Here is an 11,924-nt window from a genome sequence, read left to right on the forward strand (position 1 = left end):
GCCGCCCCGTCCTCGCCACCGCCAAATCCTACAATTAGGCAACGTATTTCAGGCGCGGAACACTAGCCGCAGAACTACTCCGCCGCCAGCAGCACATCGGTGTCGAAGCACGTATGAGTACCGGTGTGGCAGGCGGCGCCCTCCTGATCGACAACGAGCAGCACGGTGTCCCCGTCGCAGTCCAGCCGGACCTCGTGCACGTATTGCGTATGCCCGGAGGTCTCCCCCTTCACCCAGTACTGCTGCCGGGATCGCGAGTAGTAGGTGGCGCGCCGGGTGGCCAGAGTGCGGGCCAGAGCCTCGTCGTCCATCCAGGCCATCATCAGCACATCGCCGGTCGATCGTTCCTGGGCGACAGCGGCCACCAGACCCGCCTCGTTGCGTTTGAGCCGGGCCGCGATCGCCGGATCGAGGATCTGATCCATCACCGCACCACCAGATCTGCCGCGCGCATGGCGTCCTTGACCTGCGGGATGGTCAGATCGCCGAAGTGGAAGACGCTGGCGGCGAGCACGGCGTCCGCGCCCGCCCGCACAGCCGGAGCGAAATGCTCCACCGCCCCGGCACCGCCCGAGGCGATCACCGGAATCGAGACCGCGGCCCGCACCGTTTCGATCATCCGGAGATCGAAACCGGTTTTGGTGCCGTCGGCGTCCATCGAGTTGAGCAGGATCTCCCCCACCCCGAGTTCGGCGCCGCGGATCGCCCATTCGACCGCATCGATTCCGGTGCCGCGCCGGCCACCGTGGGTGGTGACCTCCCAGCCCGAGGGGGTCCCGGGCTCTCCGTCCGGCACGGTGCGGGCATCCACCGACAGCACGATGCACTGGGAGCCGAACCGCTGCGACATCTCGTGCAGCACCTCGGGGCGCGCGATCGCGGCGGTATTGACCGAGACTTTGTCGGCCCCCGCGCGCAGCAGCCGATCCACATCCTCGACGGTGCGAACTCCGCCGCCGACGGTGAGCGGGATGAAGATCTGTTCGGCGGTGCGGGTCACCACATCGAGCATGGTGCCGCGATCGCCGCTGGAGGCGCTCACGTCGAGGAAGGTGAGTTCGTCGGCGCCCTGGGCGTCGTAGGCCGCGGCGAGTTGCACGGGGTCCCCGGCATCGCGCAGGTTCTGGAAGTTGACGCCCTTGACCACGCGCCCGGAATCCACGTCCAAACAAGGAATTACCCGAGTAGCGAGCATTATGGATTCCTCTCCTCGCCGTACGGCGCGGCCGTATCCATCCGGTCGGAGACGGCGGTGTATCCGCTGCCCCGGGTCGCGGCGATCATATCGAGCAGTTCGGCGTGTACGCCCGGTGCGGCGGCCAGCACCGAACCGGATTCGATATTCCAGTCCACACCCTCGAGGTCGGTGACCACACCGCCCGCACAGCGCACCATGAGCACGCCCGCGGCGTTGTCCCACGGGTGGTGCCCGAAGACGATCGCCCCACCGAGGGTGCCCTCCGCCGTGAAGGCGAGATCGATTCCGGTGGACCCGTGCATCCGCACCCGCGACGACAGCGCGCTGAGTGTGCCGAGCACCCGGTGCCGGAACAGTCCCGGCACGCGACCGGTGGATTCGATATTGAAGGCGCCGAAACCGATCATGGCCTCGTCGAGCACGGCCGGAGCCAATGGCGGCTGCGGTTTTCCGTCGAGTAGTAGCGGCCCACCCGTTACCGCGGCGTACCGGCGCCCCAATGGCGGGAACCAGGCGAGGCCCAGGACCGGTTCACCGTCGCGGACCAGCGCCAGCAGCGTGCCGGTGAGCGGATGCCCGTTCGAATAGTTGAAGGTGCCGTCGATGGGATCCAGGACCCAGGCGGTGCCGCTGGTGAGCGCGGGCCCGCCGAATTCCTCACCGTGCACCTCGATACCGGTCCGATCCAGGAGATGGCCGGAAATGGTGCGTTCGAGTTCGAGATCCAGTTCGGTCGCGAAATCCCGCGACCCCTTGGCCACCGCGCTGGGTGCGCCCCGGCCCTCGAGGAAACGGTCGCTCACACCGTCGAGGACTTCGGCGGCGGTGGCCATCAGGGTGGCCAGCTCGGTCTCTGCCCCGGTCATCGCCTCGGCCCCCGATCTTCGTGGTTCAACGGACGGCGGCCAGCGCCTCGGGGAGGGTGAACCGGCCCGCGTACAGGGCTTTGCCCACGATCGCGCCCTCCACACCATCGGGCACCAGTTCGGCGATCGCGGTCAGGTCGGCCAGGGCCGAGACCCCGCCGGAGGCGATCACCGGCGCCTCGGTGGCCATACACACCTCACGCAGCAGATCCAGATTCGGTCCGGTGAGGGTGCCGTCCTTGGTGACATCGGTGACGACGTAGCGGGAGCAGCCGTCGCGCTCCAGCCGTTCGAGCACCTCCCACAGATCGCCGCCGTCGCTGACCCAGCCGCGCCCGCGCAGCCGGTACTCCCCGTCGACCTTCTGCACATCCAGGCCGACCGCGACCCGCTCGCCGTACTCCGCGATGGCCCGGGCGCACCACTGTGGGTCCTCCAGGGCGGCGGTCCCGAGATTCACCCGGGCGCAACCGGTGGCCATGGCGGCTTTCAGCGATTCGTCGTCGCGGATACCACCGGACAGTTCGACGGCCACATCCAGTTCACCGACGACCGCGGCGAGCAGTTCACGATTGGACCCGCGGCCGAATGCCGCGTCCAGATCGACCAGATGCACCCATTGCGCTCCCGACTCCTGCCAGGCGAGCGCCGCGTCGCGGGGCGAACCGTAACTGGTTTCGCTGCCCGCCGCGCCCTGTACCAGGCGGACGGCCTCTCCATTGGCGACATCGACAGCGGGCAGCAGCACAAGACTCACTCGGAACAGCCTAGTAGGTGCGGTCGGGCGAGGCCCATCCGCAGTCCGCGCGCGGTCGGAAGGAATGCCGCGACACACCCGGTTGCCGGCTGTTCGCCGCGACGCGCGCCCGCGGCCACCGGCAATCACCCAGCCGCTGCATCCCTACGACCGGGCGCCGGTTAAGGTGACATCACCCACTGGGGCGGTCGAGGTGCCCGCTACACTCGTCCCGGACGCGTGAGTGGTCAAGGACGCGGCATGTCACGATTTCGAGAAGGTTCGGAGTAGGCGCCATCGATACCGGTCAGTTGATCGCGGATCACTACCGCCTGGTCGAGCAGATTGGTAGCGGCGGCACAGGCGTGGTCTGGCGTGCTGTCGACGAGCGTCTGCAACGGTCGGTGGCGATCAAGCAGATCCATATCAAACCCAGTCTGCCGCCCGCCGAGCGCGATGTGCTCCGGCAACGCGCGACCCGGGAGGCCCGCAACGCGGCCCGGTTCCAGCATCCGAACGCCATTGTGGTCTTCGATATCACCGAACACGGCGGCGATCCGTGTCTGGTGATGGAGTACATGAAATCCCGCAGCCTGGCGATGGTGCTGTCGGCGCAGGGACCGCTACCACTGGCGCAGGTGGCGCGGGTCGGTGAACAGGTGGCCTCGGCGCTCATCGCGGCGCATCAGGCGGGCATCGTGCACCGCGACGTGAAACCGGGCAACGTATTGCTCGACGATCACGGCACCGTCAAGATCACCGATTTCGGTATCTCCCGGGCCACCGGCGATGTCACCCTCACCGAAACCGGCCTGATCTGCGGTACGGCCGCGTATCTGGCGCCGGAGGTGGCGCGCGGCGCCGATCCGACGCCCGCCGCGGATGTGTTCGCTCTCGGCGCCACGCTTTTCCACGCCCTGGAGGGCGAACCGCCCTTCGGCTCCGGCAATCCACTCAAAGTTCTCTACGCGGCGGCCAACGGCCAGGTGAGCGAACCGCAGAACGCCGGGCCCGCTACCGATTTCGTGCTGGACCTGCTCAGCTCCGATCCGCGGGACCGGCCGAGTATGCGCGAGGCCCGGGAAGCACTGGCCCGTTTCGCGGGCTACGACAGCGCCGCCTCCGAGCACGCCGGGTTCGTTCCGGCGCGCGAAGCCTTCGACCGCAACGGCCACGACCGCAACGGCCACGGAGGCGCCGCGGTCAGCACGATGGAATCGCCGGCGCCCGGCCGGTACGGCAGCCCGGCCGAGGACGCCCCGCCGCGGCGCCGGCCGGAATCACGGTCGGCGGGCCGTAACGGCCAGGAGTCACGCTCGCCACGCCGAGCGGCGAACCATCCGCCCACGAGCGCCCAGCCGGTCGCGCGGAAGTCCGGCGGCAACGGCGGGGTCAAACGCGCGGTGCTCATCGGCGGTATCGCCGGTGCCGCCGTCGTCGGCGGGGTGCTGTTCTTCAATTCTTCCGATTCCGGGGACAGCGGCTCGGCGCAGGCGGACACCTCGACCAGCGCCACCGTCTCGAACTCGCCCGATATCCCCGCCGCGGACAGCCCCGCGCTCGGATCCACGACCAGCACCGGCTCGGTCGAATGGGTGCAGGCCGGCCAGATGATCGAGCAGTTCTATCTCGATCCCAGCGGTTCGTGGTCGCTGCTCACACCGGCCGCGCAGCAGGTGTACGGCAGTCAGCAGGAGTTCCAGCAGTACTGGTCGACACGGACCGTGCAGAACTTCAGCCGTATCGAGGCGTACAAGGGCAACAATCCCGACGGTTCGGTGGATATGCGGGTGAACAACCTCAGCTACGGCGGGCAGACCAGCAATCCGACGCTGCGGATCATCAGTTCCGGCGGAAACCTGCTGATCGACAGCGATACCCGCTGACTGCCGGTCGGCTGCGTGCGGTCCTCTACCGGCCCGACCCGTTCGCCCGCCCCCGGCGGTATACGAAGGGGTTACAGTTCGCCGCGACAGATTCCGACTGGGTCAAGGGATCCGGTCCTCCGGTACGGGGGCCGGGTGAGGCGCTAGCGTTGGCGATGGTGGACCGTCCGGTGGTCCTCGACGGGCTCGAGGGCGACGGGGTCCCGGACCTGCGTCGCCGCTGCAGCTGAACATTCGAGTTCGTCCCATCGATGGGAGACGCGCAGATGACCGAATCGGCACTGGAGGCGATGGCCAGGATGGTCGGTGAATGGACGACGACCACGAACCTGCACCCCGATATCACCGGGCATACGACGATCGGGTGGATGCCCGATGCGCGGTTCCTGGTGGTCCGCTACACGGTCCCGGATCCCGGGGTCAGCTGGACGTGGCTGGTCGGCGCCGACGATCTGCACCAGGAGCACCTCGTCATCATGCACTACGACCAATACGGCGAGCACCGCATCTACCAGGGCGCCTTCGACGGACCGCTGTGGCGGGTGTGGCGCGATGCGCCCGGCCACTCCCAGCGGTTCACCGGGAATCTGGACGAGACGGGAAACACATTCCGCGCCACCTGGGAGCGCTCGGACTCCGAACTGGACCCGCGCAGCTGGGATCACGTGCTCGATTTCATCTATACAAGGACCTCCTGATCACCGCACACCCGGATATGCGGTGGTAACGGCCCGATAGACTCATCTCCGCATTCGCTCCGGCCCTGCGCGGACTGCCGCCGGGCCCCGCCGGGCATACGCCGCATACGCACCGGCCGTACGCAGGCTGCGAATGGTCTCCGCTCAACAGCACCTATTACGCTGGAACGGCACCTTGTGCTGATGTACCCAGGCCGAAGACAAGGACCGGAACCACCATGACATCCCGTATCGAGCTCGCCCGCGTCGATCTACGCGGTCGCACTCCCACTACCGCGCAGTTGCGCACCGCGCTGCCGCGCGGCGGGGTCGATGTGGACTCGGTACTCCATCAGGTGCGGCCCATGGTCGAGGCCGTTCGGGACCGGGGAGCGGCCGCCGCGCTGGAATTCGGCGCGAAATTCGACGGGGTCACCCCGGAATCCGTCCGTGTCCCGGCGGACCGGCTGGCCGCGGCCCTGGCCGAGCTCGATCCGGCGGTACGCGCCGCGCTCGAGGTCGCGATCGAACGGACCCGTGTGGTGCACGCCGACCAGCGGCGTACCGATACCACCACCGAGGTGGTGCCGGGCGGGACCGTGACCGAACGCTGGGTCCCGGTGGAGCGGGTCGGCTTGTACGTACCCGGCGGTAACGCGGTGTATCCGTCCAGTGTCGTGATGAACGTGGTCCCGGCCCAGGCCGCCGGGGTGGACTCGCTGGTGGTGGCCTCGCCCCCGCAGCAGCAGTTCGGCGGGCTCCCGCATCCGACCATCCTGGCCGCCGCCCGGCTGCTGGGCGTCGAGGAAGTATGGGCGGTCGGCGGTGCGCAGGCCGTCGCGCTGCTGTCCTACGGCGGTACCGATACCGACGGCGCCGACCTGCTGCCGGTCGATCTGATCACCGGTCCCGGCAATATCTATGTCACCGCCGCCAAACGACTGTGCCGCGGCCTGGTCGGGATAGATGCCGAGGCGGGCCCGACCGAGATCGCCGTACTGGCCGACGCCACCGCCGATCCGGTGCATGTGGCGGCGGACCTCATCAGCCAGGCCGAGCACGATGTGCTCGCCGCCAGTGTGCTGGTGACCGACAGCCCCGAACTGGCCGATGCCGTGGACGCTGCGCTCACCGCGCAGTTGACCCTGGTGAAGCATGCCGAGCGGGTCACCACCGCGCTGGCCGGTACCCAGTCGGGAACCGTGCTGGTCGACGATATCGATCAGGGCCTGCGGGTGGTCAACGCCTATGCCGCCGAACACCTCGAGATCCAGACCGCGGACGCCGCGGACGTGGCCGCGCGGGTACGCAGCGCGGGCGCGATCTTCGTGGGTCCCTACGCCCCGGTGAGCCTCGGCGACTACTGCGCCGGCTCCAATCACGTCCTGCCCACGGCCGGATGCGCCCGGCACTCGTCGGGCCTCAGCGTGCAGACGTTCCTGCGGGGTATCCACGTGGTGGAGTACAGCGAATCGGCGCTGAAAGATGTGGCCGGACATGTGGTCGCGCTGGCCGATGCCGAGGATCTGCCCGCGCACGGTCAGGCCGTCCGCGCGCGTTTCGAGGCGCTGTCGTGACAATTCCCGACTCCGAAGAGACCACTGCAACCGCTGCGATCGCCATCCCCGGATCCGCCATCGGGCTCGACGCGCTACCGCTGCGGGAGAACCTGCGGGGCAAATCTCCGTACGGCGCACCGCAACTCAGCGTTCCGATCCAGCTCAACACCAACGAGAACCCGCATCCGCCGAGCCGGGCGCTGGTCGACGATGTGGCCGAGGCCGTACGGGCCGCGGCCGCCGATCTGCACCGCTACCCGGACCGCGACGCGGTCGCGCTGCGCACCGATCTCGCGGCCTACCTCACCCGGCAGACCGGGTTCGCGGTGGATACGGCCAATGTGTGGGCAGCAAACGGATCCAACGAGATCCTGCAGCAGTTGCTGCAGGCGTTCGGCGGGCCCGGCCGCCGAGCCCTGGGCTTCGTCCCGTCGTATTCGATGCATCCGATCATCTCCGAGGGCATCGATACCGAATGGGTCGAGGCGAAGCGGGGCGCCGATTTCGCTATCGATATCGACGCCGCCCTGGCCGCCATCGCCGAACGCCGGCCCGATGTGGTGTTCGTGACCAGCCCGAACAATCCCACCGGGCACAGTATCGCGCCCGGCGACCTGGCCCGGATCCTCGACGCGGCACCCGGAATCGTCATCGTGGACGAGGCCTACGCCGAGTTCTCGCCGGCTCCGAGCGCTATCGGCCTGATCGACCACTACCCGGCGAAACTGGTGGTCAGCCGGACGATGAGCAAGGCGTTCGCGTTCGCGGGTGGCCGCCTCGGCTATCTCGTCGCGGCCCCCGCGGTCATCGACGCGCTGCTGCTGGTGCGACTGCCGTACCACCTCTCGGTGGTGACCCAGGCCGCGGCTCGGGCCGCGCTGCGGCATGCCGACGAAACCCTGGGCAGTGTCGCCGAACTGGCCGCCCAGCGCGATCGGGTCGCCGGCGCGCTGACCGGCATGGGGTACGAGGTGGTCCCCAGCGACGCGAACTTCCTGCTGTTCGGCAAGTTCGAGAACACCGCACGTGCCTGGCAGCACTACCTGGACGAGGGTGTGCTGATCCGCGATGTCGGGATCGCCGGTTATCTGCGCGCCACCATCGGACTGGCCGCCGAGAACGACGAATTCCTGCGGGTCAGCGCGAAACTGGCCGCTACCGAACCGACAGCGCACAGCTGAGCACCGAGACGGAAGTGAGTATGAACCGAACCGCGCGGGTGGAGCGCACCACCAAGGAATCCAGCATCGTGGTGGATCTGAACCTGGACGGCACCGGGAAGACCGATATCTCGACCGGTGTCCCGTTCTACGACCATATGCTCACCGCGCTCGGCGCCCACGCCAGTTTCGACCTGACCGTCCGGGCCGACGGCGATATCGAGATCGAGGCGCACCACACCGTCGAGGACACCGCGATCGTTTTCGGTCAGGCACTCGGGCAGGCACTCGGTGACAAGAAGGGCATCCGCCGGTTCGGCGACGCCTACATCCCGATGGACGAGACCCTGGCGCACGCCGCCGTGGACGTCTCCGGGCGGCCCTACTGCGTACATACCGGCGAACCGGACCATCTGCTGCACGCCGTGATCCCCGGCGCCCCGGTCCGGGGCCGTAACGATCCAGGTGCACCGTATTCGACGGTGCTCAACCGCCACGTCTTCGAATCGATCGCCCTCAATGCCCGGATCGCGCTGCACGTCCGCGTGCTCTACGGCCGCGACCAGCATCATGTGACCGAAGCGGAGTACAAGGCGGTCGCCCGTGCGCTGCGCGCCGCCGTGGAACCCGACCCGCGGGTCCAGGGTGTGCCGTCGACCAAGGGAGCACTGTGATGCTGCGATACCTCCGCCTTCGCTGCGGCCTCCGCGGACCGCATCAATTCTGTACGGAGGGAGCACTGTGATGCTGCGGTGCTTCGATGTTTCCGCCAACGCTGCGGCCTCGGCGCGCACATGCACTGCTCATGAAGGAAGCATCGTGCTGCGCCGCCTCGGCTCGGGCCTCCGCAGGCCGGATGTACCGCCCATGGAGGAAACGCTGTGAGCTCAGTAGTTCTACTGGACTATGGGTCCGGCAATCTGCATTCCGCCGAACGGGCGCTGGTCCGGGCCGGTGCGCGGGTCGAGGTGACCGCCGACCCCGAGGTCGCGCTCGCCGCCGACGGTCTGGTGGTACCCGGAGTGGGCGCCTTCGCCGCCTGTATGGCCGGGCTGCGCGCGGTGCGCGGGGAACGGATCATCGGTCAGCGGCTGGCCGGCGGACGGCCGGTACTGGGTATCTGTGTCGGTATGCAGATCCTGTTCGACCGCGGCGTGGAGTTCGGGGTGGAGACCGACGGTTGTGGCGAGTGGCCGGGTACCGTCGACAAACTCGAGGCACCGGTGCTGCCGCATATGGGCTGGAACACCGTCTCCGCTCCCGCGGACAGCGTGCTCTTCGCCGGGATGGACCCCACCACCCGGTTCTATTTCGTGCACACCTACGCCGCCCGCACCTGGGACCTGCCGCCCAGCGATCACCTCGCCGCACCCCGGCTGACCTGGTGTGAGTACGGCACCGGCCGGTTCCTGGCCGCGGTGGAGAACGGTGCCCTCTCGGCGACGCAGTTCCATCCGGAGAAATCGGGTGACGCCGGCGCCCAACTGCTCTCCAACTGGGTGAAATCGCTCTGATCCCGCAGACGGGCCACGGTACGGAATATCCGCACCGCGCGGTCTCACCGGCCGGTCTGATCCGCGGCGGGTACCAGGTCGACCGGTGGCCCGCCGGCCGGTGCCGGCTCCGCCGCACCGGACTCGATCCGGCCGAGCGAATCCCACAGGCTGTCGCGGTGCTCGCGGAGGCGATCGAGCCGCTCGTCCAATACCGCGAGCCGGGCTCGATAGACCTCGACCGCACGCGCGGGGTCATCACATTCGGCCGGATCGTGCTGGTCCAGGCATGCTTCCAGTTGCCGGATACCGTCGACGGTCAGGCCGTGGCCGAGCAGTTCGGCGATCCGGCGGACGCGATGGACATCGGCTTCGTCGTAGTCGCGCCACCCGTTGGCGGTCCGCCGGGAACGCAGCAACCGGTTCTGTTCGTAGTAGCGCAGCGAGCGGCGGCTAGCTCCGGTCCGCAGGGACAGTTCACCGATACGCACAACGCCTCCTGATTTGCTCATGACACCCGTGTCAATGTTTAGCGTCGGAACCATGGCTACTGATTCCCCTTCGACCGCGTCCGCGTCCATCGTCACCCGTCCGGGTCCACCCGGCGACCTCACCGGGATGACTGCCCTGGTCACCGGTGGCGGCTCCGGTATCGGCGCGGCGGTCGCGGCAGAACTCGCCGGTCACGGCATGGAGGTCGTGATCACCGGCCGGCGCCGCGCCGCGCTCGCACAGACATCCGAACGCCACCCGGGTATCCGCATACATATCGGAGATGTCGCTGTACAAGCCGATGCCGAGGCGATGGTCACCGCGGCCGCCGGCGAGAACAATCGGCTGGACCTGGTCGTCAACAATGCGGGATTCGGCATACCGGCCCCGCTCGGCGAGATCGACCCCGGCGACGCCCTGCGCATGTGGTCCACCAATGTGCTGGGCCCGACCCTGGTGACGCAGGCGGCGCTGCCGTATCTGCGGGTGCGCGGTGGCGCGGTGGTCAATATCTCCAGCACCTTCGGCTCCCGGCCCGCGCCGGGAATCAGCCACTACGGCGCCGGTAAGGCCGCGGTCGAACAACTCACCCGCAGTTGGGCGCTGGAACTCGCCCCGCACGGCATCCGGGTCAACGCGGTGGCGCCCGGGCCCACCCAGAGCGAGGCGCTGGACCGGATGGGCCTGTCCGGCACCGAAATCGAACAGCTGAAAGCGCAGGAGACCGCCGGGATCCCGCTGGGCACCCGCGGTCGCCCCGAAGATATCGCGCCCTGGGTGGCCGCGCTCGCGCGACCGGATTCGTGGGTGACAGGTCAGGTGATCGGTATCGATGGCGGCTACTCGGTCGCCTGACCTCCGAGGCCGGCTATGCGGCGCATTTGGCGTTCGGCGGCGGCGGGGGCGCGGCCACGATGCCCCGGGCCACATCGACCACATAGTCGCGGTTCCCGTCGAGTGGTTCGGTGCCCAGCGCCAGACGCTCCACCACACAGCCGGCCTCGAACAGGGCCGGGCCGACATTGTGGCGCCCGGGTTCGACCACTCCCCTCAAGGTGCGCCCGCTGACGATGGAGTACAGCGTGCTGGGTTTACCGGCGAGCATCAGCGCGGCCCGCATCTGGGTACTGGCCGTGTACGGCACCACCTCGTCGGCGGTGCCGTGGATCAGGAAGGCGTGCCGGATACTCATCCGGCCGGCCTGCAGCGCCGGGGACCGTTCGGCGTAGGCGAGCGGGCAGACGACCGGGACACAACCACCGGCATCCCGCTGGATCTGGGCCTGGAGGGCGGGATAGTCGGCGGCCGGACCCGACCAGTGGGTGAACAGATCCGACGGGCCGAAGGTGTCCACCCAGTAGTCGAACAGCCCGGCCGGGCCGTAGGCGGCGGCCAAGCCCGAGGTCATCGCCCCTTGGCTCCAGCCCCACAAGATGGTGCGCGCGACACCGGGATGCGAACCCTTGTACCACTGGGTCGCGGCGACCAGATCCTGCCACCCGGCCCACAGGTTCCACTCCCCGGTGCGCCACCGGGCACTACCCCGCATATCCATCGATACGACCGGGGTCCCGGTGCGCGTGGCGATCGAGGTCAGGTACTCGGAGTACTGGGTCGCGGACCCTTTGTGCCCGTGCGCGGCCACGATCAGCGCATTGCCGATCGCGCACCCGTGCGGTTCGTAGACCAGGCCGGTGGCCTGCTCACCACCGGCCGGTACCGAGATCGGGCGCGTCTGGACAGCGCACGCCTGGGTCGCGGCGGCGGGCGCCCCGGCCAGCAGCGTCGCCGTCAATGCCGGTAACAGCACCCCGGCCAGGAAGCTCACTGCGCGTCTGCTCATCCTTCGAATATTCC

Annotated in this window: 14 protein-coding genes; 7 read left to right on the forward strand and 7 right to left on the reverse strand. The window is 68.6% G+C overall.

What is annotated here, in order from left to right:
* Window positions 1–74 precede the first annotated feature (74 nt).
* The 5 genes from hisI to IEY68_RS36065 form a co-directional block, all read right to left on the reverse strand.
* A complete protein-coding gene (gene hisI / locus IEY68_RS08730; RefSeq protein ID WP_058856658.1) occupies window positions 75–425 on the reverse strand; it encodes a phosphoribosyl-AMP cyclohydrolase in 351 nt (116 codons plus the stop codon).
* Window positions 425–1,198 (reverse strand): imidazole glycerol phosphate synthase subunit HisF, encoded by a 774-nt coding sequence (hisF, locus tag IEY68_RS08735; protein WP_058856670.1) that lies wholly within the window; start codon window positions 1,196–1,198, stop codon window positions 425–427. The genes hisI and hisF overlap by 1 nt, the downstream gene beginning before the upstream one ends.
* The gene (locus tag IEY68_RS08740; protein ID WP_082681614.1) at window positions 1,195–2,064 is read right to left on the reverse strand and encodes an inositol monophosphatase family protein; all 870 of its coding nucleotides are present in this window, start codon (window positions 2,062–2,064) and stop codon (window positions 1,195–1,197) included. Before IEY68_RS08740 ends, hisF begins: the two co-directional genes overlap by 4 nt.
* 25 nt (window positions 2,065–2,089) lie before the next feature.
* Window positions 2,090–2,821, reverse strand: a complete 732-nt coding sequence (priA, locus tag IEY68_RS08745; RefSeq protein ID WP_058856659.1) for a bifunctional 1-(5-phosphoribosyl)-5-((5-phosphoribosylamino)methylideneamino)imidazole-4-carboxamide isomerase/phosphoribosylanthranilate isomerase PriA — start codon at window positions 2,819–2,821, stop codon at window positions 2,090–2,092.
* Window positions 2,822–3,048: 227 nt separating this feature from the next.
* Window positions 3,049–3,225: a hypothetical protein gene (locus IEY68_RS36065; RefSeq protein ID WP_229718726.1), complete on the reverse strand. Its 177-nt coding sequence runs from the start codon at window positions 3,223–3,225 to the stop codon at window positions 3,049–3,051.
* On the opposite strand from IEY68_RS36065, the gene IEY68_RS08750 reads away from it, so the two are divergent.
* The 6 genes from IEY68_RS08750 to hisH all read left to right on the forward strand — a co-directional run bounded on the left by IEY68_RS08750 (window position 3,166) and on the right by hisH (window position 9,596).
* Window positions 3,166–4,686 carry a serine/threonine-protein kinase gene (locus tag IEY68_RS08750; protein WP_229718713.1) on the forward strand — a complete coding sequence of 507 codons (1,521 nt, stop codon included), beginning with the start codon at window positions 3,166–3,168 and terminating at the stop codon, window positions 4,684–4,686. The genes IEY68_RS36065 and IEY68_RS08750 overlap by 60 nt on opposite strands.
* A 266-nt stretch (window positions 4,687–4,952) precedes the next feature.
* On the forward strand, window positions 4,953–5,384 hold the full coding sequence (locus tag IEY68_RS08755) for a hypothetical protein (RefSeq protein WP_058856660.1): 432 nt from the start codon (window positions 4,953–4,955) through the stop codon (window positions 5,382–5,384).
* A gap of 218 nt (window positions 5,385–5,602) precedes the next feature.
* A complete protein-coding gene (gene hisD / locus IEY68_RS08760; protein ID WP_058856661.1) occupies window positions 5,603–6,940 on the forward strand; it encodes a histidinol dehydrogenase in 1,338 nt (445 codons plus the stop codon).
* Window positions 6,941–6,978: 38 nt separating this feature from the next.
* Window positions 6,979–8,103 carry a histidinol-phosphate transaminase gene (locus IEY68_RS08765; RefSeq protein WP_058856671.1) on the forward strand — a complete coding sequence of 375 codons (1,125 nt, stop codon included), beginning with the start codon at window positions 6,979–6,981 and terminating at the stop codon, window positions 8,101–8,103.
* A 20-nt stretch (window positions 8,104–8,123) separates the two neighbouring features.
* Window positions 8,124–8,756 (forward strand): imidazoleglycerol-phosphate dehydratase HisB, encoded by a 633-nt coding sequence (gene hisB, locus IEY68_RS08770; protein ID WP_058856672.1) that lies wholly within the window; start codon window positions 8,124–8,126, stop codon window positions 8,754–8,756.
* Between the two features lie 207 nt (window positions 8,757–8,963).
* Entirely contained in the window at window positions 8,964–9,596 is a 633-nt protein-coding gene (gene hisH, locus IEY68_RS08775; protein ID WP_058856662.1) for an imidazole glycerol phosphate synthase subunit HisH, read from the forward strand.
* A 44-nt stretch (window positions 9,597–9,640) separates the two neighbouring features.
* Here hisH and IEY68_RS08780 read toward each other — a convergent pair whose 3' ends face one another.
* On the reverse strand, window positions 9,641–10,087 hold the full coding sequence (locus IEY68_RS08780; protein WP_063916300.1) for a MerR family transcriptional regulator: 447 nt from the start codon (window positions 10,085–10,087) through the stop codon (window positions 9,641–9,643).
* Between the two features lie 31 nt (window positions 10,088–10,118).
* On the opposite strand from IEY68_RS08780, the gene IEY68_RS08785 reads away from it, so the two are divergent.
* Complete coding sequence (locus tag IEY68_RS08785; RefSeq protein ID WP_082681615.1) at window positions 10,119–10,922, forward strand: SDR family NAD(P)-dependent oxidoreductase; 804 nt, start codon at window positions 10,119–10,121, stop codon at window positions 10,920–10,922.
* 13 nt (window positions 10,923–10,935) lie between these two features.
* On the opposite strand, the gene IEY68_RS08790 is transcribed toward IEY68_RS08785, so the two are convergent.
* Window positions 10,936–11,910 carry an alpha/beta hydrolase family protein gene (locus tag IEY68_RS08790; protein WP_058856665.1) on the reverse strand — a complete coding sequence of 325 codons (975 nt, stop codon included), beginning with the start codon at window positions 11,908–11,910 and terminating at the stop codon, window positions 10,936–10,938.
* Between the last annotated feature and the right edge of the window lie 14 nt (window positions 11,911–11,924).

It is taken from the genome of Nocardia jinanensis (genome assembly GCF_014645735.1).
Classification (GTDB): Bacteria; Actinomycetota; Actinomycetes; order Mycobacteriales; family Mycobacteriaceae; genus Nocardia; species Nocardia jinanensis.